The sequence below is a fragment of the Haemophilus sp. SZY H8 genome, assembly GCF_018829755.1.
Taxonomy (GTDB): Bacteria; Pseudomonadota; Gammaproteobacteria; order Enterobacterales; family Pasteurellaceae; genus Haemophilus; species Haemophilus haemolyticus_K.
Genome location: NZ_JAHKJY010000004.1, coordinates 1 through 26,738 on the forward strand (window position 1 = coordinate 1; position 26,738 = coordinate 26,738).

23 protein-coding genes, 2 tRNA genes and 1 rRNA gene are annotated in these 26,738 nt (G+C 38.3%); 16 read left to right on the forward strand and 10 right to left on the reverse strand.

The genetic code is table 11. The features are described from left to right. The first annotated feature begins 42 nt into the window (after positions 1 to 42). From rrf to KKW16_RS07165, 5 genes are all read left to right on the forward strand, one after another. Positions 43 to 158: ribosomal RNA gene (gene rrf / locus KKW16_RS07145) — 5S ribosomal RNA — on the forward strand. A gap of 154 nt (positions 159 to 312) precedes the next feature. After that, positions 313 to 1,242 (forward strand): LysR family transcriptional regulator, encoded by a 930-nt coding sequence (locus KKW16_RS07150; RefSeq protein ID WP_005635860.1) that lies wholly within the window; start codon positions 313 to 315, stop codon positions 1,240 to 1,242. Positions 1,243 to 1,251: 9 nt separating this feature from the next. Then, positions 1,252 to 1,986 (forward strand): azaleucine resistance protein AzlC, encoded by a 735-nt coding sequence (gene azlC / locus KKW16_RS07155; RefSeq protein ID WP_048952653.1) that lies wholly within the window; start codon positions 1,252 to 1,254, stop codon positions 1,984 to 1,986. Further along, positions 1,983 to 2,312, forward strand: a complete 330-nt coding sequence (locus tag KKW16_RS07160; protein ID WP_046942776.1) for a branched-chain amino acid transporter permease — start codon at positions 1,983 to 1,985, stop codon at positions 2,310 to 2,312. The genes azlC and KKW16_RS07160 overlap by 4 nt, the downstream gene beginning before the upstream one ends. A gap of 436 nt (positions 2,313 to 2,748) precedes the next feature. Beyond that, the gene (locus KKW16_RS07165; RefSeq protein WP_005628380.1) at positions 2,749 to 2,982 is read left to right on the forward strand and encodes a YgjV family protein; all 234 of its coding nucleotides are present in this window, start codon (positions 2,749 to 2,751) and stop codon (positions 2,980 to 2,982) included. A gap of 76 nt (positions 2,983 to 3,058) precedes the next feature. On the opposite strand, the gene prfC is transcribed toward KKW16_RS07165, so the two are convergent. Further along, positions 3,059 to 4,642: a peptide chain release factor 3 gene (gene prfC / locus KKW16_RS07170; protein WP_215768117.1), complete on the reverse strand. Its 1,584-nt coding sequence runs from the start codon at positions 4,640 to 4,642 to the stop codon at positions 3,059 to 3,061. Between the two features lie 177 nt (positions 4,643 to 4,819). On the opposite strand from prfC, the gene KKW16_RS07175 reads away from it, so the two are divergent. Then, complete coding sequence (locus tag KKW16_RS07175) at positions 4,820 to 5,608, forward strand: SDR family oxidoreductase (protein WP_215768118.1); 789 nt, start codon at positions 4,820 to 4,822, stop codon at positions 5,606 to 5,608. A 65-nt stretch (positions 5,609 to 5,673) separates the two neighbouring features. Beyond that, positions 5,674 to 7,653 (forward strand): exoribonuclease II, encoded by a 1,980-nt coding sequence (gene rnb, locus KKW16_RS07180; RefSeq protein WP_140523458.1) that lies wholly within the window; start codon positions 5,674 to 5,676, stop codon positions 7,651 to 7,653. Positions 7,654 to 7,769: 116 nt separating this feature from the next. On the opposite strand, the gene argG is transcribed toward rnb, so the two are convergent. The 5 genes from argG to erpA form a co-directional block, all read right to left on the reverse strand. Further along, entirely contained in the window at positions 7,770 to 9,104 is a 1,335-nt protein-coding gene (gene argG / locus KKW16_RS07185) for an argininosuccinate synthase (RefSeq protein ID WP_140449977.1), read from the reverse strand. A gap of 176 nt (positions 9,105 to 9,280) precedes the next feature. Beyond that, complete coding sequence (locus KKW16_RS07190; protein ID WP_005632612.1) at positions 9,281 to 10,153, reverse strand: phosphoribosylaminoimidazolesuccinocarboxamide synthase; 873 nt, start codon at positions 10,151 to 10,153, stop codon at positions 9,281 to 9,283. 168 nt (positions 10,154 to 10,321) lie between these two features. After that, positions 10,322 to 12,679 carry a penicillin-binding protein 1B gene (mrcB, locus tag KKW16_RS07195; RefSeq protein ID WP_106014168.1) on the reverse strand — a complete coding sequence of 786 codons (2,358 nt, stop codon included), beginning with the start codon at positions 12,677 to 12,679 and terminating at the stop codon, positions 10,322 to 10,324. Positions 12,680 to 12,685: 6 nt separating this feature from the next. Next, positions 12,686 to 13,039 (reverse strand): YacL family protein, encoded by a 354-nt coding sequence (locus tag KKW16_RS07200; protein ID WP_106014169.1) that lies wholly within the window; start codon positions 13,037 to 13,039, stop codon positions 12,686 to 12,688. A 1-nt stretch (position 13,040) separates the two neighbouring features. Next, the gene (erpA, locus tag KKW16_RS07205) at positions 13,041 to 13,385 is read right to left on the reverse strand and encodes an iron-sulfur cluster insertion protein ErpA (RefSeq protein ID WP_005632606.1); all 345 of its coding nucleotides are present in this window, start codon (positions 13,383 to 13,385) and stop codon (positions 13,041 to 13,043) included. 136 nt (positions 13,386 to 13,521) lie between these two features. Between erpA and map the strand changes: the two genes are divergently transcribed. Beyond that, positions 13,522 to 14,328 (forward strand): type I methionyl aminopeptidase, encoded by an 807-nt coding sequence (gene map / locus KKW16_RS07210; RefSeq protein WP_005638836.1) that lies wholly within the window; start codon positions 13,522 to 13,524, stop codon positions 14,326 to 14,328. Between the two features lie 93 nt (positions 14,329 to 14,421). After that, complete coding sequence (gene glnD / locus KKW16_RS07215) at positions 14,422 to 17,016, forward strand: bifunctional uridylyltransferase/uridylyl-removing protein GlnD (protein ID WP_215768119.1); 2,595 nt, start codon at positions 14,422 to 14,424, stop codon at positions 17,014 to 17,016. 34 nt (positions 17,017 to 17,050) lie between these two features. Here glnD and hemL read toward each other — a convergent pair whose 3' ends face one another. Continuing rightward, a complete protein-coding gene (hemL, locus tag KKW16_RS07220) occupies positions 17,051 to 18,334 on the reverse strand; it encodes a glutamate-1-semialdehyde 2,1-aminomutase (RefSeq protein WP_106014171.1) in 1,284 nt (427 codons plus the stop codon). Between the two features lie 121 nt (positions 18,335 to 18,455). On the opposite strand from hemL, the gene wecA reads away from it, so the two are divergent. Then, positions 18,456 to 19,523 (forward strand): UDP-N-acetylglucosamine--undecaprenyl-phosphate N-acetylglucosaminephosphotransferase, encoded by a 1,068-nt coding sequence (gene wecA / locus KKW16_RS07225; RefSeq protein WP_106014172.1) that lies wholly within the window; start codon positions 18,456 to 18,458, stop codon positions 19,521 to 19,523. A gap of 128 nt (positions 19,524 to 19,651) precedes the next feature. On the opposite strand, the gene KKW16_RS07230 is transcribed toward wecA, so the two are convergent. The 3 genes from KKW16_RS07230 to orn all read right to left on the reverse strand — a co-directional run bounded on the left by KKW16_RS07230 (position 19,652) and on the right by orn (position 20,469). Continuing rightward, positions 19,652 to 19,727 (reverse strand) — tRNA-Gly (locus KKW16_RS07230). A 24-nt stretch (positions 19,728 to 19,751) separates the two neighbouring features. Next, a tRNA-Gly gene (locus KKW16_RS07235) sits at positions 19,752 to 19,827 on the reverse strand. A 93-nt stretch (positions 19,828 to 19,920) separates the two neighbouring features. Further along, on the reverse strand, positions 19,921 to 20,469 hold the full coding sequence (gene orn / locus KKW16_RS07240; RefSeq protein ID WP_009500975.1) for an oligoribonuclease: 549 nt from the start codon (positions 20,467 to 20,469) through the stop codon (positions 19,921 to 19,923). 70 nt (positions 20,470 to 20,539) lie between these two features. On the opposite strand from orn, the gene rsgA reads away from it, so the two are divergent. The 6 genes from rsgA (at position 20,540) to KKW16_RS07270 (ending at position 26,659) form a co-directional block, all read left to right on the forward strand. Continuing rightward, positions 20,540 to 21,580, forward strand: coding sequence for a small ribosomal subunit biogenesis GTPase RsgA (gene rsgA / locus KKW16_RS07245; RefSeq protein ID WP_106014173.1), 1,041 nt, complete (start codon positions 20,540 to 20,542; stop codon positions 21,578 to 21,580). A gap of 159 nt (positions 21,581 to 21,739) precedes the next feature. Further along, a complete protein-coding gene (gene ptsH, locus KKW16_RS07250) occupies positions 21,740 to 21,997 on the forward strand; it encodes a phosphocarrier protein Hpr (RefSeq protein WP_009500977.1) in 258 nt (85 codons plus the stop codon). A 79-nt stretch (positions 21,998 to 22,076) separates the two neighbouring features. Then, positions 22,077 to 23,804 carry a phosphoenolpyruvate-protein phosphotransferase PtsI gene (ptsI, locus tag KKW16_RS07255; protein ID WP_106014174.1) on the forward strand — a complete coding sequence of 576 codons (1,728 nt, stop codon included), beginning with the start codon at positions 22,077 to 22,079 and terminating at the stop codon, positions 23,802 to 23,804. Between the two features lie 60 nt (positions 23,805 to 23,864). Then, positions 23,865 to 24,365: a PTS glucose transporter subunit IIA gene (crr, locus tag KKW16_RS07260; protein WP_005635907.1), complete on the forward strand. Its 501-nt coding sequence runs from the start codon at positions 23,865 to 23,867 to the stop codon at positions 24,363 to 24,365. A gap of 93 nt (positions 24,366 to 24,458) precedes the next feature. Next, on the forward strand, positions 24,459 to 25,658 hold the full coding sequence (gene manA / locus KKW16_RS07265; protein WP_215768120.1) for a mannose-6-phosphate isomerase, class I: 1,200 nt from the start codon (positions 24,459 to 24,461) through the stop codon (positions 25,656 to 25,658). A gap of 83 nt (positions 25,659 to 25,741) precedes the next feature. Then, a complete protein-coding gene (locus tag KKW16_RS07270) occupies positions 25,742 to 26,659 on the forward strand; it encodes an SPFH domain-containing protein (RefSeq protein ID WP_005628412.1) in 918 nt (305 codons plus the stop codon). Positions 26,660 to 26,738 lie beyond the last annotated feature (79 nt).

Consider the following 26,738-nt stretch of genomic DNA (forward strand, 5'->3'; position numbering starts at 1 on the left):
GAACATAGATAGAAGTTAGAATAAAAGTTATCAAAGAATTATCCTGGCGGCGATAGTGCGGTGGAACCACCTGACACCATACCGAACTCAGAAGTGAAACGCTGTAATGCCGATGGTAGTGTGGGGCATCCCCATGTGAGAGTAGGGCACCGCCAGGTTACTAAATACAAAGCTAAATTAAATAAAAACAGAAAAACCCTGTGTCGAAAGATATAGGGTTTTTGTTTTTTCTATAGAATATTAATTCGAATATTTCGTATTTTAAGGTATTATATCTATCATCTAATTTTCTATTTTGTATGAATATTTTTAATGAAACCAACCTTTCTAGAATTTAGACATCTTAAAACTTTATTGGCCTTAAAAGAGACGGGGAGCGTTTCTTTGGCAGCAAAGCGAGTATATCTAACCCAATCAGCCCTTTCTCACCAAATTAAATTAATAGAAGAACAGTTTGGTTTACCTTTGTTTGAGCGTAAAAGTAATCCACTTCGTTTTACTTCTGCGGGAGAGCGTTTAATTCGTCTTGCTAATGAAGTAATGCCAAAAGTTGTTGATGCTGAACGCGATCTTGCTCGGGTTAAACATGGGGATGCGGGGCAACTTCGCATAGCTGTGGAATGTCATACTTGTTTTGATTGGTTAATGCCTGCTATGGACGAATTTCGTCGGCATTGGGGGCTAGTTGAGTTGGATATTGTATCTGGTTTTCATACGGATCCTGTTGGTTTATTGCTTTCTCACCGAGCAGATTGGGCGATAGTATCAGAAGTAGAGCATAATGATGATGTCATTTTTAAACCGCTCTTTTCTTATGAGATGGTTGGAATTTGTTCAAAAGATCATCCTTTAGCAGAAAAAGAAATTTGGGATGCGGAAGATTTTGCAGATGAAACCTGGGTAACTTACCCGGTTCCTGATGATATGTTAGATCTATTGCGTAAAGTGCTTAAACCAAAAGGAATTAATCCTACTCGCCGCACAACAGAATTGACTATTGCTATGATTCAATTAGTTGCTAGTCGTCGTGGCATTGCAACTATCCCTTATTGGGCTGCATTGCCTTATTTAGAAAAGGGCTATGTCGTGGCAAGAAAAGTCACAAAAGAAGGTTTATATAGCAATCTATATGCGGCTATTCGCAAAGAAGATGAATCCCTTTCTTATTTAGAAGATTTTTATCAAACCGTAAAAGCTCAAAGTTTTTCAACTTTACCAGGGCTATCTGTTTTAGATTTATAGAAGTAATAAATGAATTTTTCTCAACAAAATCAGCAGACTCATCCGATTAGTGCAGCGGCTAAAGCTGCTTTTCCTTATAGTGCGCCAATGATTGCAGGATTTTTATTTCTTGGTGTGGCATACGGTATTTATATGAAGGCACTGGGTTTCGGATTTTTATATCCTACTTTGATGGCTTTACTTATTTATGCGGGTTCGGTTGAGTTTATTGCTGCTGGAGCACTTATCGCACCTTTTTCTCCCATCAGTGTGTTATTAATTACCTTGATGATCAGTATTCGTCAGATTTTCTATGGCATATCAATGTTAGAAAAATATGGCGTACATATTGGTCATAAACGTTGGTATTTAATTACCACCCTCGTTGATGAATCTTTTTCTTTAAATTATATGGCCAAAATTCCACAGCACTTAGATAAAGGTTGGTACATGTTCTTTGTCAGCTTATATTTGCATATTTATTGGGTGGTTGGCGCTGCAATTGGTAACTTATTTGGCTCTGTTTTACCTTTTGATTTAAAAGGTGTGGAATTCTCGATGACCGCTCTTTTCTTAGTCATTTTTGCAGAAAATTGGATAAAGGAAAAATCCCATGAAAGCTCTCTATTGGGTTTAGGGATTGCATTAGCTTTTTTACTGATTGTAGGCAAAGAATACTTCTTAATTCCAACATTAATTGGTATCTGGTTAATTCTAACTATGCGTGGGCCTAAATTAGACACAAAATTGGAGTCGCTAAAATGACACTCACAGAACAGATTATGACGATTGGAATTTGTGTGCTTACTGTGCAATTTACGCGCTTATTGCCATTTTTTGTGTTCCCAGCTAATCGTCCGATTCCACAATATATTCGCTATCTTGGGAAAGTTTTACCTCCAGCTATGTTTGGTATGCTTGTAGTTTATTGTTATAAGAATATTGATGTTTTAACTGGTTATCATGGTATCCCTGATTTTCTTGCTGGCATAGTGGTGCTAGGTCTGCATTTTTGGAAGAAAAATATGTTTCTATCTATTGCTGTTGGTACGCTTTTCTATATGGTTTTAGTACAACTTGTCTTTATTTAGAATAAGATCATAACGTTCATTTCTCTAGAATTCTCTTGAATCTAAAGTTACTTCATAGTTTATAATCAACCTGATTTCTAGAATGGTAGAAATTGGAATTTTAGTTATTACAAAAGATAGAACCTCGTTTTATTAAATTTCTTTATTGTTCATAGCATTACTATCAGGCTTCTTAAATGAGTTTAGCCGGTGACAAAGTGCGGATTGAGCGAGCTAATGTTATCTAATTCCCCAAAATTGGATAAGCTTCCCAAGATTTTAGATGTACGCACTCGTCCCGGCTTTTACGCGCTTATGATGATAAAAATACCTTTATTCTTTGTAAGATAAAATAATTTCATCTTGCAATCGGTTGCTTTTTTTTCTGATCTTTTCCTTATTTTAAAAATCTTTTATTATGGCGCCCGTTTTATTTTTAATCGAAGAGAACAGAATTATGGAATTGAATTTAGTTGAATTATTGGGTTATATCGCAACCTTTTTTGTTGCAGTATCATTTTTGTTTAAATCTATCGTACATCTACGCATAGTGAACAGCATTGGTGCAATTTTATTTGTCATCTATAGCGTAATTATCGCCGCTTATCCTGTAGCATTATTAAATGCATTTTTAGCCGTGGTGAATGTTTATCAACTTTGGCGATTAAGACAAGAAAAAGTCTCTAAATAAAAGAAAAGCGTTGAATTAAATTTCAACGCTTTTTTTTCTGGAAAAGTGCGGTGAAATTTCACCGCACTTTATCGTTTTAATGTTCACGAGTTTTGTAAAAAACGACATCAGGATAACGTTCTTGAGCTAAATTCAGATTTACCATTGTTGGCGCAATATAGGTTAAGTTATCTCCACCATCTAAAGCTAAATTTGGCTCATTTTTGCGTTTAAATTCTTCGAATTTTTTCGCATCGACACATTCCACCCAGCGTGCGGTTGCAACGTTCACATTTTCATAAATCGCTTCCACGTTATATTCAGTTTTTAGACGAGAAACCACCACATCAAACTGCAAGACACCCACTGCACCCACAATTAAATCGTTATTCATTAATGGGCGGAATACCTGAACAGCACCTTCTTCTGAAAGCTGTACTAAACCTTTGAGTAATTGCTTTTGTTTGAGAGGATCTCTCAAGCGAATACGACGGAATAGCTCTGGCGCAAAGTTTGGAATACCGGTAAATTTCAAGGTTTCGCCTTGCGTAAATGTATCGCCAATTTGGATCGTTCCGTGATTATGTAAACCGATAATATCACCTGCGTAAGCTTCTTCGGCGTGAGCACGGTCGCCAGCCATAAAGGTAAGTGCATCAGAAATCACCACATCTTTACCAATTCGAACATGTTTTAATTTCATGCCTTTTTCATATTTGCCCGAAACCACACGCATAAAGGCAACTCGGTCGCGGTGTTTGGGATCCATGTTGGCTTGAATTTTAAATACGAAACCAGAGAATTTCTCTTCTGAACTTTCAACGATTCTTGTATCTGCTTGACGAGATTGTGGTTTTGGTGCCCATTGTGTTAAACCATCAAGGAAATGATCCACGCCAAAGTTGCCTAATGCTGTCCCGAAAAATACTGGTGTAAGTTCACCTTTAATAAAGGCATCATGTTCAAATTCGTTACTTGCGCCTTGCACTAATTCCAATTCATCGCGAAGTTGTTCTGCTAAATCATCGCCAACAGCGGCATCTAATTCTGGGCTATTTAAACCTTTCACAATGCGAACTTCTTGAATGGTTGAGCCTTGACCAGATTGATAAAGATAGGTTTCATCTTTAGCGATATGATAAACGCCTTTAAATAATTTCCCGCAACCAATCGGCCATGTAATTGGCGCACAACGAATTTTCAGAATATTTTCCACTTCATCTAACAATTCCATTGGATCGCGAATATCGCGGTCGAGTTTGTTCATGAAGGTGATGATTGGCGTATCACGTAAGCGAGTTACTTCCATTAGTTTAATTGTTCGCTCCTCAACCCCTTTTGCTGAGTCGATAACCATTAAACAGCTATCCACAGCGGTTAAAGTGCGGTAAGTATCTTCAGAGAAATCTTCGTGCCCCGGAGTATCAAGTAAGTTCACCAAGCAATCATTATAAGGAAATTGCATTACGGAAGTGGTAATCGAAATCCCACGTTGTTTTTCCATTTCCATCCAGTCGGATTTGGCATGCGCAGTCGAGCCTTTGCCTTTTACAGAACCTGCTGTTTGAATCGCATTTCCGTATAAAAGTACTTTTTCGGTGATGGTTGTTTTACCTGCATCAGGGTGGGAAATAATTGCAAAAGTGCGACGTTTATTAACTTCTTCTAATGGATAACTCATTGTTTCTTCTTCATTCAATTAAAAATGTGGGCTATTTTCGCTGATTTTAGGTTTTTGCTCAAACGAATTTGTAAATAAAGTGCGGTTGGTTTTTTAGAAAAATTGGTCTGCTTTGTACAAAGACAAATTTTCGCTTATACTACGCAAGTTTTTTACGCTAACAATATAGGAAAAATTATGGGTTTCTTAACAGGTAAACGCATTTTAGTGACCGGTCTTGCAAGCAATCGTTCTATCGCTTACGGGATCGCAAAATCAATGAAAGAACAAGGTGCAGAACTTGCTTTCACTTATTTAAACGATAAATTACAACCGCGCGTAGAAGAATTTGCCAAAGAATTTGGTTCTGATATCGTGCTTCCTTTAGATGTTGCAACTGATGAAAGCATCCAAAATTGCTTCGCAGAATTAAGCAAACGTTGGGATAAATTTGATGGTTTTGTTCATGCAATCGCATTTGCACCAGGTGATCAATTAGATGGTGATTATGTAAACGCAGCGACACGTGAAGGTTACCGTATCGCTCACGATATTAGCGCATATAGCTTCGTAGCCATGGCCCAAGCGGCACGTTCTTACTTAAATCCAAATGCTGCATTATTAACGTTGTCTTACTTAGGTGCAGAGCGCGCAATTCCTAACTACAACGTCATGTGTTTAGCGAAAGCGTCTCTTGAAGCTGCAACTCGCGTGATGGCCGCGGATTTAGGTAAAGAAGGTATTCGTGTGAATGCAATCTCTGCTGGTCCAATTCGCACTTTAGCGGCATCAGGCATTAAAAACTTCAAGAAAATGCTTTCTACCTTTGAGAAAACCGCTGCATTACGCCGCACAGTCACTATTGAAGATGTGGGTAACTCAGCGGCATTTTTATGCTCTGATTTAGCATCGGGTATTACTGGTGAAATCGTTCACGTAGATGCAGGTTTCCGCATCACCGCAATGGGCGAATTAGGCGAAGAATAATTTTTCTTACATTCTTTTTTAGGCAGGCTTTTCAGTCTGCCTTTTCTCTTTTTTAAAATATAACTATGTTTCAAGATAATCCTTTACTCGCACAGCTTAAACAACAAATCCACGACAGCAAAGAGCATGTAGAAGGCGTGGTAAAAAGCACAGATAAAGCCTATGGTTTTTTAGAGTGCGATAAGAAGACTTATTTCATTGCACCGCCTTCAATGAAAAAGGTGATGCACGGTGACAAAATCAAAGCCACTATTGAAAAGCAAGGCGATAAAGAACAAGCCGAGCCGGAATCCTTAATTGAGCCAATGTTGACACGTTTCATTGCTAAAGTGCGGTTCAATAAAGACAAGAAATTACAAGTATTGGTTGATCATCCAAGTATTAACCAACCAATTGGCGCACAACAAGCCAAATCTGTAAAAGAAGAATTACAGGAAGGTGATTGGGTGGTTGCTAATTTAAAAACGCACCCATTACGTGATGATCGCTTTTTCTATGCCACTATTAATCAGTTTATTTGCCGAGCTGATGATGAATTTGCTCCTTGGTGGGTAACATTGGCACGTCATGAGCAATCTCGTTATCCTGTGCAAGGCGCTGAAACTTATGAAATGTTAGATCAACAAACTCGTGAAGATCTGACCGCACTTCATTTTGTGACTATCGACTCAGAAAGCACAATGGATATGGACGATGCCTTATATATCGAGCCTATCGAACAAAATGCGGTACAAACAGGTTGGAAATTAGTTGTCGCGATTGCGGATCCAACTGCTTATATCGCATTAGATTCTCAAATTGAAAAAGATGCGAAACAGCGTTGTTTCACCAATTATTTGCCAGGCTTTAACATCCCAATGTTGCCACGTGAATTATCTGATGAATTATGTTCGTTAATCGCAAATGAAACGCGTCCAGCCCTTGTTTGTTATATCGAAACGGATCTTGAAGGCAATATCACGGCTAAACCGCATTTTGTTTCGGCTTATGTTCAATCTAAAGCGAAATTGGCTTACAACAAAGTGTCGGATTATTTAGAACAGACAGACAATGCATGGCAACCCGAAACATCAGAAATTGCACAGCAAATTGATTGGTTACATCAATTTACCAAAGCACGTATTCAATGGCGTAAGACTCATTCTTTGTTATTTAAAGAAAAACCGGATTATTCTTTTGTGCTCGCTGAAAATGGCAAAGTGGCAGAAATCAAAGCTGAATATCGTCGTATAGCCAATCAAATTGTCGAAGAATCGATGATTATTGCTAACATTTGTGCCGCGCAATTTTTAGCAGAGCATGCACAAACTGGTATTTTCAATACGCATAGCGGTTTTGATAAAAAATTCTTAGAGAATGTGCACAATTTCTTAATGGCAAATTTAGCCAATGAACAAAATCAAGCTGAACTTGCGGAGCGTTATTCGGTAGAAAATTTGGCAACATTAAACGGTTATTGTCAAATGCGTCATGATATTGAACCAATTGACGGTGACTATTTAGAATTCCGTTTACGTCGTTATTTAACTTTCGCTGAATTTAAATCGGAATTAGCACCGCACTTTGGTCTTGGTTTAGAAGGGTATGCGACATGGACATCACCAATTCGTAAATATTCTGATATGGTGAACCATCGTTTAATTAAAGCAGTATTGACACAACAAGCTTGTAATAAGCCACAAGATGAGGTGCTTGCCCGTTTACAAGAGGCTCGTCGCCAAAATCGCCTAGTAGAACGTGATATTGCAGATTGGTTATATTGCCGTTATCTTGTCGATAAAGTCGCAGAAAATGCTGAATTCGAGGCGGAAGTGCAAGATGTGATGCGTGGTGGATTACGTGTGCAATTATTAGAAAATGGCGCCTCAATGTTTATACCTGCTTCAACTTTACATAATAATAAAGAAGAAATGCAAGTGAATTCTGATGAGATTGCCCTTTATATTAAAGGTGAGCGTATTTACAAAATAGGTGATACTGTGAAAGTGAAACTTACGGAAGTGAAAGAGGCAACTCGCAGTATTGTCGGCGAAATCGTTCAATAAAATGCTTCTTTTTCAACCAATTTTAAGTTGTTGAATATTCGGGAATAAAAATGGCTACATGAAGTAGCCATTTTTATAAGCGGAAAAGTGCGGTCAGTTTTCACCGCACTTTTATCTTATTTCTTGCCTAATTGTGGCAATACTGAATCTTTAATTGCGCTTAATAAACCTGTTTGTGCATAGATGCCAAGTTTGCCTCGGGTGTCAGATACATCTAAATTACGCATAGTTAATTGACCGATACGATCAATTGGATCAAATGGTGCATCTTCCACTTTTTCCATACTTAAACGCTCTGCTTCGTAGGTTAAGTTTGGTGATTCGGTATTTAAGATAGTGAAGTCGTTACCACGACGAAGTTCAAGTGTTACCGTGCCCGTAATTGCTTTTGCCACCCAACGTTGTGCTGTTTCACGCAGCATTAATGCTTGCGGATCAAACCAACGACCTTGATATAACAAACGGCCTAAACGGATGCCATTAATACGATATTGTTCGATGGTATCTTCATTGTGAATACCAGTTACTAAACGTTCGTAAGCAATATGTAATAATGCCATCCCCGGTGCTTCATAAATACCACGAGATTTGGCTTCAATAATACGGTTTTCGATTTGGTCAGACATCCCTAAGCCATGACGGCCACCGATACGATTGGCTTCCAGAATAATATCAACTGCATTATCAAAACGTTTACCATTTAATGCGACAGGGACGCCTTCTTCAAAAGTGACGGTTACTGTTTCTGGTTTAATTTCTACATTCTCATCCCAAAATGCGACACCCATAATTGGTTTAACAATTTTCATGCCAGTGCTTAATTGCTCTAAGTCTTTTGCTTCATGGGTTGCGCCTAGCATATTGGAATCGGTCGAATAGGCTTTTTCAACGGACATTTTGTAGTCAAAACCATTTTCGATAAGAAATTGAGACATTTCAAAGCGGCCACCAAGTTCTTCAATAAATTGCGCATCTAGCCAAGGTTTATAGATTTTTAAATTTGGGTTTGTTAATAAACCATAACGATAGAAGCGTTCGATGTCATTCCCTTTGAATGTAGAGCCATCCCCCCAAATATTTACATCGTCTTCTTTCATTGCCGCAACTAGCATTGTACCTGTTACGGCACGACCAAGTGGAGTCGTATTGAAGTAAGGAATTCCGCCTGTAGAAATATGGAATGCACCGCATTGAATTGCCGCAATGCCTTCATGAGCAAGCTGAGAGCGACAATCAATTAAGCTAGCATTTTCTGCACCATACGCCATCGCTTTTTTCGGGATTGCGCTGTAATCATCTTCATCAGGTTGACCTAAATTGGCGGTGTATGCATAAGGCACAGCACCTTTTTGACGCATCCAAAGTAATGCTGCGCTGGTGTCTAATCCTCCAGAGAAAGCAATACCGACTTTTTGCCCTTCAGGTAAATGTTGTAGAATTGTATTTGACATATCTTTTCCTTGTTTATAATTTAGATTGAATAATTAATCATTTTATTTGAATAAAAAGTCATTTAAATATAACCGCACTTTTTATGTTTGTCTAGCCTTTTATGTATTTAGACTAAAAATCTTTAGTTGTCATCATGCATAAAAATCCCCGCTGTAAATAGCAGGGATTTTGATCTCTATTTTGTTAATAAATCCAGCGCTTCCTGATATTTATCAACAGTTTTCTGAATAATATTTTCTGGTACTTTCGGTGCAGGCGCTTGTTTATTCCAGCCGCTATTTTCTAACCAATCGCGTACAAATTGTTTATCGAATGAGGGAGGATTAATCCCTTCTTGATAAGTATCGATAGACCAAAAACGGCTAGAGTCAGGTGTTAATACTTCATCCATTAAGGTGAGCGTACCATTTTCATCTAAACCAAATTCAAATTTTGTATCGCAAATAATAATGCCTTTAGTCAGTGCATATTCTGCAGCTGCAGTATAAAGTGCGATAGCTTTTTCTTTTACTTGTGCGGCTAAATCAGCCCCGATGAGTTTTTCACATTCAGCATAGCTGATATTTATATCGTGATTGCCTACGGCTTCTTTACTTGATGGGGTGAAAATAGGTTCTGGTAATTTACTGGCTTCAACTAAGCCTTCAGGTAATTTTAATCCGCAGATGGTTCCAGTTTGTTTGTAATCTTTTAAACCACTGCCAGTTAAATAGCCACGTACGATAGATTCAATTTTAATGGGATTCAAACGTTTACACACTACAGCTCGATCTTTGATTAAATCGGCTTCTTCTTTTGGCAACACATCATAAACACTCTCGCCAGTGAAATGATTCGGCATAATGTGAGCAAGTTTGTTAAACCAAAAATTGGAAATTTGGGTCAGGATTTCACCTTTTCGTGGAATGGGATCATCTAAAATAACATCAAACGCAGATAAGCGGTCAGAAGCAACCATTAGCATGCGTTTATCATCGATTTCATAGAGATCACGTACTTTACCTGAATAGATTTTTTTTAGACTTAGAGTAGGGAGTTGTTGTGTCATCGTTTTGCACCTGTATGAAAGTAAAAACTGGCGCGTATTGTACCGCACTTTTAAAGCAAACGTTTGCTATTTTTTTAAAGAAATAAAAAAATCCCCTGAAATTTCAGGGGATGTGTAGTTTTTTCGCTTCAAAATATTTGCTTACTATTAGAAATATACCGCGATTAATTATTGTGCGGGTGGATTTGGGTTATCCAATACATCCCAGACGCTTTCTTGTCGAGGAGCAATTTCTGTTTCAGCTGGTGGAGTAGCTGGCGATGTAGAAGCATTTGGTGTGCCTCCACAGAAATTTTGCCCATTATTCACCCAAACTGGGATCACTCGATTGCTGTCACAATCCCAGCTGCCATGTTGGGTAATACCAACCCATTTCATATTCGCAGGTTTATTTAGCTTCAATTTCTCAATATAAGTATGGCTTAAATAATCTTTATAAATCTGTAATGCGCCTGATGCGCCAGTAAGTTTTGTTTCACCATTATCATCGCGACCAAGCCAAACCGTGCTGATATTTTTTCCATCGATCCCCACAAACCAAGTATCACGCGCATCATTTGTTGTCCCTGTTTTACCGGCTAAACGTAAATCCGCATAATCATTTTGCAAGCTACGAGCTGTACCACGTTCAACAGTTTGTTGCATCGCAAATAACGTTTGGAATGCGGCTTCTTGCGGCACCACTTGTTTTGCGGTTTTATCATGTTGATAAATGATATTTCCTTGGCGATCTGCAATGGTATCGACGGTTGTGAGCTCAATCCGTCCACCTTGATTCGCAATAGTTTGATAAAGTTTTGTGACATCATAAGGTGAGATAGTATAAGCCCCGAGCAACATAGCGGGCACTTTTGGAATTTCCACATTATCCCATCCCATTGCTTTTTGTGTATCAATGACTTTGCTCAAGCCGACTTTCATCCCAATATTCACAGTTGGAATATTTAAAGAACGCGCTAAGGCATCCATTAACATCACTGAACCACTATATTTTTTGTCATAGTTGCGCGGTTGCCACGGTGGGCTACCTTTGACATTAATCGTAATTGGCTGGTTATTAATTGGGGTATTCAAACGGAACTGTTCAGGATTCGAAAGTGCGGTCAAATAAATTGATGGTTTGACTAAAGAACCAATCTGACGTTTTGCCATTAATGCACGATTAAAGCCTGCATATTGCGTTTGCAAACCACCTACTACCGCACGAATTTCACCCACACGGTAATCCGCAACAATCATGGCTCCTTCTAAATATGGATTTTTAGTTTTCAGTTGTAGTTGTGAAACTGTATTCACCACTGCATTTTCTGCTTGGGCTTGTTGTTTTAAATCCATTGTGGTGAAAATACGTGCGCCAAGTAAACTGGATATTTTATGTTCGCCTAGTTCACGACGTAAATCCGCCTGTAAAGTCTGAATAAATGACGGATATTTACGGGAGATTTGTCCTTTTTGTTGAACACCTAAAGGTCGTTGGCTTAATAATTGGTAAAGTTCATCGCCGATCATTTTATGTTCAAGCATGAGCTTTAAAACAATATTACGACGCTCTAAGGCATTCTGAGGATTACGCCAAGGATTATAAAGTGAAGGACCTTTGACCATCCCGACTAAAAGTGCAATTTGATCTAAGCTGATTTCACGAATTGAACGACCAAAATAGAATTGGCTAGCTAATTCAAAACCGTGAATTTGCGTATCGCCATTTTGTCCGAGATAAATTTCATTGAGATAGGTTTCGAGAATGCGGTTTTTATCATAACGCCAATCTAACACCAATGACATCAAGGCTTCGTTCGCTTTACGGGTAATCGTACGTTCGCTTGATAAAAATAAATTTTTTACGAGTTGTTGAGTGAGCGTACTACCACCTTGTACCGTTTGCCCCGCACGGATATTGGTAATTAATGCTCGTATAATCCCCACTGGGTTTATACCATGATGATCATAAAAACGGCGATCTTCCGTTAAAATTAAGGCGTCAATCAATAAGCGCGGGTAATTTTGTAAAGGAATTGCAAGGCGATCTTCATTATCAGATTCCAACATTGCAATCAATTTTGGTGCAAGGCGAAATTCATCGATTGCTTTTACGGAAACGAGATCTTCAATTCGATTGAGTTTGTTATCGACAAAACGTAAACGTAAAACTCGTTGTGGTTCTGGTTTATCAGGGAAAGGGAACGCGCGGCGAAGAACCACAATGGTATCATCTTCTAATTTGAAATCGCCTGGTGCGGCTACCATGGTCGTTTGGCGATATTCGTTATCTAATAAAATTTGAATCACTTCATCGAAAGCGAGATTATCTGAAATTTTCACACTTTCAATGCGGCTATACACTTCAGCGGGCAAACGCCAAATTTGCCCGTCCATTTTTGAACGGATTTGCCAATCTAAATATCCGCCATAAAATACAGTTAATACCGCACCAGTAAACGCTACTTTTAATAGAAAGCTTTTGAAAGAACGGCGTTTTTTAGGTGTTTTTTCTTCGGGATTTTTTTGAACGTTTTCGGTGGTCATAGTCGGTTAAGAGATAAAATCAACGTAAGCTTCGAGGAAATGGATAAAATCTTTCGTGCCACAAAAAGCAATGCTTTCTTCATCATAATAATGAAAATCGTCTTCCAGAATTTCATCGGTTTCAATGGCGAGATTATTCGCTCGTACCATTATTTCATCAGCATCTAAAAACAATGTATATTCTGCGCCGATTAAGATCTCTTCTTGATTTTCAGAGAGGGATTGCGCAGTAGAAAGTGCGGTCAAAATCGCCTTTGGATTTGACCGCACTTCAGTATTGAACCAGTTAGCAAGGGCAATGTGTTCCATCGAACATTTTACGGATACATTGCCTTGATAATGTGTAAATTGAAAATCCATCTTAGATACTAAAGGATGAACCACAGCCACAAGTGCTGGTAGCATTTGGATTATTTACAGTAAAGCGTGAACCTTCTAAACCTTCAGTGTAATCGACGGTACCACCGATTAAATACTGTAAACTCATTGGGTCAATCACAAGTTGAACCCCTGATTTTTCAATTGTTAAATCGCCTTCATTCACTTTTTCATCAAAAGTAAAACCATATTGGAAACCGCTGCAACCGCCTCCCGTGATATACACGCGTAATTTCAAATTAGTGTTTTCTTCTTCGCTGATTAAACTTTTTACTTTATTCGCTGCTGCATCAGTAAATGTCAATGGTACTGCAATGTTATCTGTCATAATTATTTCCCGCTTCCCGAAAATTTGAATTTCGTTATTATCTAATAACCATTTACTCCATTCAAGTGTAATCCAGTTTTTTCCTAGAAATCGTGCTATAATCTCGCAAAAATTTTTTCAAAAAAGGTGAAATAAAATGGCTATTCCAATTAGAACAGAAAAAGAAATTGTAAAACTACGTGAGGCCTGTAAATTGGCTTCGGATGTGCTGGTGATGATTGAACCTTACGTAAAAGCAGGGGTAACTACAGGCGAACTTGATCGAATTTGCCATGAATATATGGTGAATGAACAAAAGGTTATCCCTGCGTGTTTGAATTATCACGGTTTCCCAAAGGCGACCTGTATTTCCATTAACGAAGTTGTCTGTCACGGTATTCCAAGTGACGATAAAGTGCTTAAAAATGGCGATATTGTGAATATTGATGTCACGGTGATTAAAGACGGTTATTTTGGCGATAACTCAAAAATGTATATCGTGGGCGGTGAAACGAATATTCGTAGTAAAAAGTTAGTGGAAGCGGCACAAGAAGCCCTATACGTGGGATTGCGCACAGTAAAACCAGGTATTCGTTTAAATGAAATAGGTAAAGCCGTGCAAAAATATACTGAAAGTCAAACTTTCAGCGTTGTGCGTGAATATTGCGGACATGGTGTTGGTACAGAATTTCACTGCGAACCTCAAGTATTGCATTATTACGCAGATGATGGTGGTGTAATTTTAAAACCAGGTATGGTGTTCACGATTGAACCAATGATTAATGCGGGCAAAAAAGAGGTGCGCGTTATGGGAGATGGTTGGACAGTAAAAACCAAAGATCGTAGCCATTCAGCACAATACGAACATCAACTTGTTGTCACAGAAACTGGTTGTGAAGTGATGACTATCCGCGATGAAGAAATTGCAGAAGGTCGAATTTCACGCATTATGGTGAATGTGTAATTGACATTAAATGATAAGATAAGGGCGTAGATATACGCCCTTTTTGTTTTTCTTTATAATAAAGCGATTTCGATTTAACAAAAGACAATTAATATGCTGTTTTCTCCGACACTATCTTCTCCTTTAACGCCAAGTGCGGTCAAAATTGAACGAGAAAATCTTAAGCAATTTGAGCTAGAGAATTTTTCTCGTTATTCCATTTTTGAGCTTATTGAAAATCGCAGTGATTTTTATGATGCCTTATTGATTCAACTTTGGCAGGAAATGGGATTAAGTGAATTGCAGGGGATTGCTTTAATTGCAGTGGGCGGTTATGGACGGCGTGAGATGTTTCCTTTGTCGGATCTCGATTTTTTAATTTTGGTGAAGCAAATACCTAGCCAAGATATTGAAGAAAAGATCACCCAATTTATCCAATTTTTATGGGATTGTGGCTTTGAGGTGGGAAATAGTGTTCGAACCTTAGAACAATGCGAGTCGGAAGGAAAACAAGATATTACGATCGCCACCAATTTATTAGAAGCCAGATTTCTTGTTGGAAATCGACCGCACTTTGATGCGCTAAATGAATTGGTAAAGCGTGCTGATTTTTGGTCGAAAGAAGATTTTTTTAATGCCAAAGTGCAAGAGCAAATAGAACGTTATCAGCGTTATCACAATACGGCTTATAACCTTGAGCCAGATATTAAGTACAGCCCTGGTGGTTTGCGTGATTTGCATTTGTTGTATTGGGTGGCGTTGCGCCATTCGGGGGCGCTGACCCTTGAGGCCATTTTACAAAGCGGTTTTATTTATCCTCAAGAATATCAGCAACTACAAGAAAGTCGTGCATTTTTATTTAAAGTTCGGTTCGCTTTGCATTTGATTTTGAAACGCTACGATAATCGCCTGTTGTTTGATCGTCAAATTAAAGTCAGCGAATTGTTGGGTTTCCGAGGGGAAGGGAATCAATCTGTGGAAAAAATGATGAAATGTTTTTTCCAAGCATTGCACCGAATTTCGCTTATTAGTAATTTGCTGATTCAGCATTATCGAGAAAATGTGCTTTCATCAAATCAGGACAGCATGATTCATCAGTTAGACGATGATTTTCAACTGATTAACCAATGCTTGTGTTTGCGTAATAGTCTTGTTTTTCAAGAAAAACCAGAACGAATTTTAGATCTATTCTTTTATTTAACGCAGTACGAACAGGCCAATATTCATTCTGATACTTTGCGTCAATTACAAATTTCCTTAGATCAACTACCACAAAAATTATGTGAAATTCCTGAGGCTCGAGAAAAATTTCTACGTTTGTTTAATCAACCTAATGCGATTAAGCGTGCGTTTATGCCGATGCACCAATATGGCGTATTAACTACGTATCTTCCGCAATGGCAAGCCATTGAGGGTTTAATGCAATTTGATTTATTCCATATTTATACGGTGGATGAGCATACATTGCGAGTGATGTTGAAATTGGAAAGTTTTCTGTCACAGGAAAGTGCGCAAGAACATCCCATTGTCCATCGAATTTTTAGCCAACTTTCTGACCGCACTTTGCTTTATATTGCAGCGTTATTCCACGATATTGCAAAAGGGCGGGGTGGTGATCATGCAGAACTTGGCGCAGAAGACGTAGCAGACTTTGCGCAATTACATGGTTTAGATCGTCGAGAAATTGATACCCTTGCTTGGCTCGTAAAATCCCATTTGCTGATGTCAATTACTGCGCAACGCCGTGATATTCATGATCCAGAAGTCGTCATGAATTTTGCGGAAGCCGTGCAAAATCAAGTTCGATTAGATTATCTCACCTGTTTAACGGTGGCGGATATTTGTGCAACCAATTGTAATTTATGGAATAGCTGGAAACGTTCGCTTTTTGCCTCTTTATATGAATTTACCGAACAGCAATTTGCACAAGGCATGAAAGAATTGCTTGATTACTCAGAAAAATCAGCAGAAAACCGAAAACTTGCACAACAAATTTTAACGCAGGATTATTCCGATATTACGCCAATTTCGATTGAGCAATTATGGGATCGTTGCCCTGAAGATTATTTTGTGCGTAATACGCCAAAACAAATTGCGTGGCATACAAGTTTGCTGGTGGATTTCGCTGAGGCATTATTAGTGAAAATTAGTAATCGCTTTTCACTTGGTGGCACGGAAGTATTTATTTATTGCCAAGATCAACCGCACTTATTTAATAAAGTGGTGACTACCATTGGAGCAAAAAAATTCAGTATCCATGATGCACAGATTATTACGACACAAGATGGTTATGTTTTTGATAGCTTTATCATCACGGAACTTAACGGTGAATTAGTGGAATTTGATCGTCGCCGAGAACTAGAGCAAGCCCTAACAGTAGCCCTTCAAAGTGAAAAATTGCCCACACTTTCTATTACACCGAATCGTCAGCTTCAACATTTTACTGTGCAAACAGACGTGCGTTTTTTACATGAAAACAAAAAAGAGCATACTGAAATGGAACTGGTTGCGTTGGATAAACCGGGGTTATTAGCGCAAGTGAGCCAGATTTTTAGTGAGTTAAATCTCAATTTATTGAATGCGAAAATTACCACTGTGGGCGAGAAAGCCGAGGACTTTTTTATTTTGACGAATCAATTAGGGAAAGCTCTTGCAAGAGAGGAGAGAGAAAACTTGCGCCATGTGATTATCCAAGATGTTACATCATAAGCCAAAATGCGGTGGAACACACCGCATTTTAACACTAAGCAATCGCTGAAAAAGCAATATCTGCAGCCGAAAGCGTTCTCTCTATATCTTCATCGGTGTGGGCGAGCGACATAAATCCTGCCTCAAAAGCAGATGGCGCAAGGTATATCCCCTGTTCTAACATTTTATGGAAGAAAATTTTAAATTTCTCGGTGTCGCATTTCATGACTTCAGCATAGGATGTTATTTCCTGTTGTTCAGTGAAGAAAATACCAAACATACCGCCTACATAGTTTACGACAAAAGGTACATGATGTTTTTCGGCAAGGGATTTTAATCCTAGACAAAGTTTCTCTGTTTTTATTGCAAGTTGTTGTTCATTGCCTGGTTTTTTCAATTCGTTTAAGCAAGCTAAACCTGCCGCCATTGCAATAGGATTACCAGAAAGTGTTCCTGCTTGATATACTGGACCGGTTGGGGCAAGATATTCCATGATAGCTTTTTTACCCCCTACCGCACCGACAGGCATTCCACCACCGATAACTTTACCTAGAGTTGTAAGATCAGGTGTTACACCATAATAAGATTGTGCTCCAGCAAGTGCCACACGAAAACCTGTCATAACCTCATCAATGATGAAAAGTGCGCCATATTTGTCGCAAAGTTCTCGTATTCCTTGTAAAAATCCCGATTTTGGTGGAACACAATTCATATTGCCAGCTACAGGCTCGATGATGACACAAGAAATACTATCAGGATATTGTTCAAATAGCGCTTTTACTGAGTCAAGATTATTGTATTCTGCCGTTAATGTATATTTCGCAAAATCTTCAGGTACGCCTGGAGAGCTTGGTTGACCAAGTGTTAATGCGCCCGAGCCTGCTTTTACAAGCAATGAGTCTGAATGACCATGGTAACAACCTTCAAATTTTAAGATTTTATCACGACCAGTATAACCACGAGCAAGGCGAATTGCCGTCATCGTTGCTTCGGTGCCTGAACTTACCATACGCACCATTTCAATAGAAGGGACAATATTACAGACCAGTTCTGCTAAATCAATTTCAGAAGGGGTGGGAGCACCAAAACTTAAACCATTTTCAGCCGCTTTAAGTACAGCATTTAAGATCGATGGATGATTATGGCCTAAAATCATTGGCCCCCAAGAACCAACATAGTCAACATATTGTTTTCCATTAGTATCATAAATATAGGCACCTTGCGCTTTTTGAATGAATACGGGGGTACCACCAACGCCTTTAAAGGCGCGTACAGGGGAATTTACTCCACCTGGAATAAAGGACTGTGCACGAGAAAAAAGTGCGGTTGAATCTGTCATTGTTTTTTCCTTTCTTATAAAAATGACGGTATTGTACTGAAAAATAGACTCTTTGTTAAAAATATCTTTATTGGTAAATTTCCCTTATGTTATCCTTTACAAAAAATTTTAGGGTCAAATTATGTTGAGTCTTTTAGTTGCGTTTTTAGGCGCATTTATTACGCTTATCGTAATGCGTCCAATTGCAAATAAAATTGGATTAGTTGATAAACCAAATTATCGCAAACGCCACCAGGGCGCAATTCCGCTAATCGGTGGCGTATCGCTTTTTGTTGGAAATCTTTGCTATTACCTGATGGAATGGGATCAACTTCGATTACCGTATCTTTATTTGTTCAGTATTTTTGTTTTATTGGCGATAGGGATTTTAGATGATCGCTTTGATATCAGTCCTTTCTTAAGAGCGGGGATTCAAGCAATTCTGGCGATTTTAATGATCGATCTTGGGAATGTTTATCTGGATCATCTAGGTCAGATTTTAGGACCTTTCCAGTTAACGCTTGGTTCAATTGGTTTGATTATTACCGTATTTGCCACTATCGCGATTATTAATGCCTTTAATATGATTGATGGTATTGATGGATTGCTCGGTGGGCTTTCTTGCGTTTCTTTTGCCGCGATTGGTTTCTTGATGTATCGAGATGGGCAAATGGATATGGCGCATTGGAGTTTTGCTTTAATTGCGTCGATTTTACCTTATTTGATGCTAAATCTAGGGATTCCATTTGGACCGAAATATAAGGTGTTTATGGGCGATGCAGGGAGTACATTAATTGGTTTTACCATTATTTGGATTTTGTTATTGAGTACGCAAGGAAAAGGGCATCCGATGAATCCTGTAACCGCACTTTGGATTATTGCGATTCCTTTGATTGACATGGTTGCGATTATTTATCGCCGTGTACGTAAAGGTAAAAGCCCATTCCGCCCAGATCGTTTACATGTCCATCATTTAATGGTGAGAGCGGGTTTGACATCAAGACAAGCCTTTTTATTGATTACGTTTGTTTCTGCAGTTTGTGCAACGATTGGTATTTTAGGGGAAATTTATTATGTGAATGAGTGGGCGATGTTTGTTGGCTTTTTCATTTTATTTTTCCTTTATGTCTATTCAATTACGCGTGCATGGCGAATTACCCGTTGGGTAAGAAGAATGAAACGTCGCGCAAAACGGTTGAAGAAAGCATAAAAAATAAAGGTTTGTGTTATTAAATCGCAAGCCTTTATTTTTTGAGAAAATTCACCGCACTTTAGAATTTGGGCGATATGTTTTGTAGATAGAAAAAATCCCCAGCCTTTTGGCTAGGGATTGAAATTTGGAGCGGGAAACGAGGCTCGAACTCGCGACCCCGACCTTGGCAAGGTCGTGCTCTACCAACTGAGCTATTCCCGCAATAATGCTTTTATAATGTGAAATTGGAGCGGGAAACGAGGCTCGAACTCGCGACCCCAACCTTGGCAAGGTTGTGCTCTACCAACTGAGCTATTCCCGCAGTTCACATCAGTGAATGAGCCCGAATTATACAAATATTTTTAGGGCTTGCAAGGGCAATTTCATAAAAAGAAATTTTTTGTTGAAGTTTTCGTCAATCTAATTTCATGAAATGTTCGCGATAATAAGCTAGCTCTTTAATCGATTCTCGAATGTCATCTAGCGCCAAATGTGTATTCTCTTTTTTAAAGCCTTCTAAAATTTCAGGTTTCCAACGTGCTGCAAGTTCTTTTAATGTGCTCACGTCTAAATGACGATAATGAAAATAATCGGCTAAATCAGGCATATATTTCACTAAGAAGCGCTTATCTTGGGCAATACTGTTACCGCAAATTGGCGACGCACCTTTCGGCACCCATTTTTTTAAAAAGTCTAAGGTTTGTAATTCTGCTGCACGTTCGGTGAGTTTGCTGGCTTTTACGCGTTCAATTAAGCCGTTTTCACTATGTGTTTTTTGGCACCAATCATTCATTTTATTGAGTAATTCATCAGACTGATGAACAGCCAATACAGGGCCTTCAGCCAAAATATTCAAATTTTTATCTGTCACAATAGTCGCAATTTCAATAATACGTTCTTTTTCCGGATCTAAACCGGTCATTTCTAAATCAATCCAAATAAGATTTTGTTTATCGAATGGCATAATATCAGGTATCCTATGCAAAAATTTTTTTCATTTTACCAAAAACAAGGGAAAAAACGACCGCACTTTTATGGCTAAACGTAAATTAACTCAGAACCAAACCAGAAGAATTCAATCGAATAATGCGAAAACATTACATCGCCATAAGAAAAAAGAGATTGAATGGTCAGATGAAATGCTTGGCGAATCACAAGAAGGTGTTGTGGTCACGCGTTATTCGATTCATGCTGATGTCGAAAATAAACAAGGCGAAATTTATCGTTGTAATTTGCGCCGTACCTTGTCGAGTTTGGTGGTGGGAGATAAAGTCGTTTGGCGTAAAGGCAATGAACAATTACAAGGTGTGAGTGGTGTGATTGAGGCAATTCACCCTCGAGAAAATGAAATTTCCCGCCCTGACTATTATGATGGTTTGAAACCCATTGCGGCGAATATTGATCGTATTATTATTGTATCAGCAGTATTACCAACGCTTTCCTTAAATATTATCGATCGTTATCTTGTTGTGTGTGAAATTGCGGGAATCACGCCTCTCATTGTTTTGAATAAAGTGGATTTATTGGCGCAAGAACAGCGTCAAGAAATTGAAGACCAACTCAAAATTTACCAAGATATTGGCTATGAAATTTTAATGATTTCAGCAAAGAGCGGTGAAAATATGGAAAAATTAACCGCACTTTTGGCACAAGGCACGGCGATTTTTGTTGGGCAATCGGGTGTCGGTAAATCGAGTTTAATTAATCATATTTTGCCTAGTGTAAACGCTCAAGTAGGTGATGTTAGTGAAACATCAGGATTAGGGCAGCATACGACGACATCATCGCGTCTTTATCATTTGCCACAAGGTGGTAATTTAATTGATTCGCCAGGAATTAGAGAATTTGGGCTTTGGCATTTAGATGCGGAGCAAATCACAAAAGGGTATCGAGAATTTCAATATGTTTTGGGAACCTGTAAATTCCGTGATTGTAAACATTTGAGCGATCCAGGATGTGCATTACGTGAAGCGGTCGAGCAAGGGAAAATTTCACCAGTGCGTTATGATAATTATCATCGATTAATTGAAAGTTTAAGTGAAACCAAATCACAACGTCATTTTTCAGCAGTTTAACGATTGCGTGAAGCGGCTAAAAAATAGGCATATTTGTTGTTTTTTCACGATTTAGTTCAAGTTTTTTGTGTTTATTGTTGATTATTTTGCTTTGAACAAGGATACTAAGGTGATTTCTTAGTTTTTATTTTTTAACTATTATTTAGTAGAGGTAGCATTATGTACTCAAAAGATGTCGAAATCACTGCGCCAAATGGCTTACATACTCGCCCAGCTGCGCAATTTGTGAAAGAAGCAAAGGCATTTTTATCTGATATTACTGTGACTTCAGCAGGAAAAAGCGCAAGTGCGAAAAGTTTATTTAAGCTACAGACGTTAGGTTTAACACAAGGAACTGTGATCACCATTTCTGCAGAAGGTGAAGATGAGCAACAGGCTGTAGACCATTTAGTTGCTTTAATTCCAACCTTAGAATAATACTGACTTAGCCATAAAATTGAGAAATTTTATGGCTATTGTTTATCTATCTCTTTTTTAATTATTTCGGAAGGTATCTATGATTTCTGGCATTCTCGCATCCCCAGGTATTGCCTTTGGTAAGGCACTTGTTCTTAAAGAAGAAAAGATTGTTCTTGATACGCAAAAAATTACTGATGATCAAATTGATGCAGAAGTCGATCGATTTTATGAAGGTCGTGCATTGGCGGTGGAACAACTTAATTCAATCAGAGAGCGTGCATTAATTTCTTTAGGCGAAGAAAAAGCCGCGATCTTTGAAGGTCACTTGATGATTCTTGAGGATGAAGAATTAGAAGAAGAAATACTTGATTATCTTCGTTCAAATAAAGTCAATGCCGCAGTTGCAGCGAGCAAAATTATTGATCAACAAGTCACAATGTTGTCGGAGATCGATGATGAATATTTAAAAGAGCGTGCTGGTGATATTCGTGATATTGGTAACCGTTTAATTAAAAATATTTTGGGCATGTACATAATAGATCTTGGCGATATTCAAGAAGAATCAATTCTTGTCGCTTATGATCTGACTCCTTCAGAAACAGCTCAACTTAATCTTGAAAAAGTATTAGGGGTTGTCACTGATATTGGTGGTAGAACCTCTCATACTTCTATTATGGCGCGTTCTTTAGAATTACCAGCAATTGTAGGCACAAATAATGTGACCGAATTGGTGAATACTGGTGATTACTTAATTTTAGATGCCATAAATAATCAAGTTTATATCAATCCAACACAATCTCAGATTGATGAATTAAAAACACTTGAAGCTAAAATTTCTGAGGAAAAAGCAGAGTTAGCTAAATTAAAAGATCTCCCCGCAATCACATTGGATGGACACAAGGTTGATGTGGTCGCGAATATCGGAACAATCCGTGATTGTGAAGGAGCAGATCGCAATGGCGCGGAAGGTATTGGTTTATACCGAACGGAATTCTTATTTATGGATCGTGAACAGCTTCCGACGGAAGAAGAGCAATTCATCGCCTATAAAGAAGTCGTAGAAGCAATGAACGGGCGTTTAACTGTGCTTCGTACTATGGATATTGGTGGCGATAAGGAGCTTCCATATTTAGATTTACCAAAAGAAATGAATCCATTCTTAGGATGGCGTGCGATTCGCATTGCGTTAGATCGCCGTGAAATTTTAAATGCACAATTACGCGCAGTATTACGAGCTTCAGCGTTTGGTAAATTAGCGGTGATGTTCCCGATGATTATTTCTGTAGAAGAAATTCGAGAATTAAAAGCGGTTATTGAAGCATTAAAAGTGGAATTACGTGCAGAAGGCAAAGCTTTTGATGAGCATATCCAAGTGGGTGTCATGGTTGAAACACCGTCAGCTGCTGTAAATGCAAAATTCTTAGCAAAAGAAGTCGATTTCTTCAGTATCGGTACTAACGATTTAACCCAATATACTTTGGCGGTGGATCGAGGCAATGAGTTAATTTCACATCTTTATAATCCGATGCAGCCATCTGTGCTTGGTTTAATTAAACAAGTAATTGATGCTTCTCACGCAGAGGGTAAATGGACGGGAATGTGCGGTGAATTAGCGGGTGATGAACGTGCAACCTTATTGTTACTTGGTATGGGATTAGATGAATTTAGTATGAGTGCTATTTCTGTACCTAGAATTAAAAAATTAATCCGTAATGTGAATTTCCAAGATGCAAAAGCTCTTGCTAATGCCGCATTACAAAAACCGACTGCTTCGGAAATTGAGCAGTTAATCGAAGAATTTTTGGCGGAAAATGCATTAAATTAGACAAAATTGTTTGATTTTACGTTAAAATAACAGCCATCTATGAATTGATAGGAGATTAAAATGGGCTTATTTGACAAGTTATTCGGTTCAAAAGAAAACAAATCTGTGGAAGTTGAAATTTATGCACCTATCTCTGGTGAGATTGTAAATATTGAAGATGTTCCCGATGTAGTTTTCTCTGAAAAAATCGTGGGTGATGGTGTTGCTATTCGTCCTACTGGTAACAAAATCGTTGCGCCAGTGGATGGTGTGATTGGTAAAATTTTTGAAACCAATCATGCTTTCTCAATGGAATCAAAAGAAGGTGTAGAATTATTTGTACACTTTGGCATTGATACCGTTGAGTTGAAAGGTGAAGGCTTTACTCGTATTGCGCAAGAAGGTCAATCTGTTAAGCGTGGAGATACCGTGATTGAATTTGATCTTCCTTTATTAGAATCAAAAGCAAAATCTGTATTAACCCCCGTTGTTATTTCCAATATGGATGAAATTTCTTGCATCGTGAAAAAATCAGGTGAAGTCGTCGCTGGAGAGTCAGTGGTATTAAGCTTAACTAAATAATTTCTTTACGATAAAAAAGTCCGCCTTTGTGCGGATTTTTTATTTATGTAAATAAAACTGTGGTGTAGATAGGATTCAAGGGAAAAATTAAAAATGATCTATAAACTTACTGGCTCACTCCAAAATTACGTATGGGGAGGGCATCAATATATTCCTCAATTACTAAATATTCCTGCGGAAGAAAATCAATATTATGCTGAATGGTGGTTGGGCGCTCATAATTCTGCGCCTTCAACCATTGAAGTTGATGGTAAAAATTTGTTACTTACTGAATTTTTACAAAAAAATCCTACCGCACTTGGTGCACAAAGCCGAGCAAGTTTTGGTGATGAATTACCCTATTTATTAAAAATTCTTGATGTCGCCCAACCTCTTTCTATTCAACTTCATCCAACGAAAACACAAGCTGAGATAGGTTTTGCGGAAGAAAATGCGAAAGGCATTGATTTAAAAGCATCAACACGTACTTATAAAGATAACAATTATAAACCTGAAATGATGATCGCTTTATCTGATTTCTGGTTGTTGCATGGTTTTAAAAATAAATCGGATATTATCGAAGCTTTAGAGGCACGCTCATCTTTAGCCCCGCTTGCAAAAAAATTACATAAACAAGATTTACATGCTTTCTATGCCGATATTATGCAAGCAGAACAAGCTCAGCTACACCAATGGCTTTCTCCAATTCTGTTGGAAAATCAAACTGCTTATGAGGCTAATAATCTGGATTTAACTAATCCAGATTATTGGGTGCTTTATACCATTGATGCAATGAATATTTCTTTAGATAAATTAGATGCAGGTTTAATTTGCTTCTATTTGTTTAATATTGTGCACCTCAAAAAAGGTGAGGGAATTTACCAAGATGCTGGCATTCCGCATGCTTATTTACGCGGGCAAAATATTGAACTGATGGCTTGTTCAGATAATGTGATTCGAGGTGGTTTAACGCCTAAATATGTGGATATTCCAGAATTGCTTAAAATTATAGATTGTCGTGAAGTGGAGCCTAAAATTATCCCGTCGGCACCTCAAGACGCGCGTATATTTACTTATGCTACGCCGGCACAAGATTTCGCTTTGCAAAATATTCAATATGAATGTGGTGAAACTCATCATTTAAAAGCACAAAGTGCGAGTATTTTATTGGTGATGAATGGCCAGTTGAATTTACGCTCAGAAACGACCGCACTTTCTTTGAAACAAGGTGAGGCAGCTTTCATTACTGCGAATGCTTCTTATGAGGTGGAAGGTTTAATTGAAGGCTATGCAGTAGTGGCAAAATTGCCTTAATTTTATACAAAATAGGCTATAAAAGTGCGGGTGGATTTGATAGACTTTTTTCATTAAATCTACCCTAATAAAGGAGAAAAAATATGCTTGATGGATTCGCTATTTCCACATTAATTTTTGTGATATTAGTCGCATTAATTTTGTTTTCTACAGTAAAAACCGTACCACAAGGTTATAACTGGACAATCGAACGTTTTGGTCGTTACACAAGAACATTAATGCCAGGGCTAAATTTAGTGGTGCCTTTTGTTGATCGTATTGGTCGTAAAATTAATATGATGGAACAAGTTTTAGACATTCCTTCCCAAGAAGTGATTTCTAAAGATAACGCCAATGTTTCTATTGATGCGGTTTGTTTTGTGCAAGTGATTGATGCCCGAAGTGCGGCTTATGAAGTGAATCATTTGGAACAAGCTATCATCAACTTAACGATGACAAATATTCGAACCGTGCTTGGTTCGATGGAGCTTGATGAAATGCTTTCCCAACGTGATTCTATTAATAGTCGATTATTGGCTATTGTGGATGAAGCGACAAATCCATGGGGGATTAAAGTAACGCGTATTGAAATTCGTGATGTTCGTCCGCCTCGTGAATTGATTGATTCTATGAATGCTCAAATGAAAGCGGAACGAAATAAACGTGCTGAAGTATTAGAGGCTGAGGGGATTCGTCAAGCTCAGATTCTCCGTGCTGAAGGTGAAAAACAAGCTAGAATTCTAAAAGCGGAAGGGGAGCGACAAGAAGCCTTTTTACAAGCTGAAGCCCGAGAACGTGCTGCGGAAGCTGAAGCAAAAGCAACGCAAATGGTATCTGAAGCAATTACCAGCGGTGATACCAAAGCGATTAACTACTTTATTGCACAAAAATATACGGAAGCATTGAAAGAAATCGGAAGTTCAGGAAACAGTAAAGTCGTGCTTATGCCATTAGAAGCTGGCAATTTAATTGGTTCTGTTGCTGGTATTGCGGAGTTATTAAAGGGCGATAAGAAATCTTAATTTAGATAAAGTGCGGTGATTTTTTTAATCGTTTATCACCGCACTTTTGTAATAAAAAGCCTTTACAACAAATAGGAGA

Coding starts and splice junctions, on each gene's coding strand:
- KKW16_RS07150 (WP_005635860.1), top strand. CDS start 313: ATGAAACCAACCTTTCTAGAATTTAGACATCTTAAAACTTTATTGGCC.
- azlC (WP_048952653.1), top strand. CDS start 1,252: ATGAATTTTTCTCAACAAAATCAGCAGACTCATCCGATTAGTGCAGCG.
- KKW16_RS07160 (WP_046942776.1), top strand. CDS start 1,983: ATGACACTCACAGAACAGATTATGACGATTGGAATTTGTGTGCTTACT.
- KKW16_RS07165 (WP_005628380.1), top strand. CDS start 2,749: ATGGAATTGAATTTAGTTGAATTATTGGGTTATATCGCAACCTTTTTT.
- prfC (WP_215768117.1), bottom strand. CDS start 4,642: ATGAGTTATCCATTAGAAGAAGTTAATAAACGTCGCACTTTTGCAATT.
- KKW16_RS07175 (WP_215768118.1), top strand. CDS start 4,820: ATGGGTTTCTTAACAGGTAAACGCATTTTAGTGACCGGTCTTGCAAGC.
- rnb (WP_140523458.1), top strand. CDS start 5,674: ATGTTTCAAGATAATCCTTTACTCGCACAGCTTAAACAACAAATCCAC.
- argG (WP_140449977.1), bottom strand. CDS start 9,104: ATGTCAAATACAATTCTACAACATTTACCTGAAGGGCAAAAAGTCGGT.
- KKW16_RS07190 (WP_005632612.1), bottom strand. CDS start 10,153: ATGACACAACAACTCCCTACTCTAAGTCTAAAAAAAATCTATTCAGGT.
- mrcB (WP_106014168.1), bottom strand. CDS start 12,679: ATGACCACCGAAAACGTTCAAAAAAATCCCGAAGAAAAAACACCTAAA.
- KKW16_RS07200 (WP_106014169.1), bottom strand. CDS start 13,039: ATGGATTTTCAATTTACACATTATCAAGGCAATGTATCCGTAAAATGT.
- erpA (WP_005632606.1), bottom strand. CDS start 13,385: ATGACAGATAACATTGCAGTACCATTGACATTTACTGATGCAGCAGCG.
- map (WP_005638836.1), top strand. CDS start 13,522: ATGGCTATTCCAATTAGAACAGAAAAAGAAATTGTAAAACTACGTGAG.
- glnD (WP_215768119.1), top strand. CDS start 14,422: ATGCTGTTTTCTCCGACACTATCTTCTCCTTTAACGCCAAGTGCGGTC.
- hemL (WP_106014171.1), bottom strand. CDS start 18,334: ATGACAGATTCAACCGCACTTTTTTCTCGTGCACAGTCCTTTATTCCA.
- wecA (WP_106014172.1), top strand. CDS start 18,456: ATGTTGAGTCTTTTAGTTGCGTTTTTAGGCGCATTTATTACGCTTATC.
- orn (WP_009500975.1), bottom strand. CDS start 20,469: ATGCCATTCGATAAACAAAATCTTATTTGGATTGATTTAGAAATGACC.
- rsgA (WP_106014173.1), top strand. CDS start 20,540: ATGGCTAAACGTAAATTAACTCAGAACCAAACCAGAAGAATTCAATCG.
- ptsH (WP_009500977.1), top strand. CDS start 21,740: ATGTACTCAAAAGATGTCGAAATCACTGCGCCAAATGGCTTACATACT.
- ptsI (WP_106014174.1), top strand. CDS start 22,077: ATGATTTCTGGCATTCTCGCATCCCCAGGTATTGCCTTTGGTAAGGCA.
- crr (WP_005635907.1), top strand. CDS start 23,865: ATGGGCTTATTTGACAAGTTATTCGGTTCAAAAGAAAACAAATCTGTG.
- manA (WP_215768120.1), top strand. CDS start 24,459: ATGATCTATAAACTTACTGGCTCACTCCAAAATTACGTATGGGGAGGG.
- KKW16_RS07270 (WP_005628412.1), top strand. CDS start 25,742: ATGCTTGATGGATTCGCTATTTCCACATTAATTTTTGTGATATTAGTC.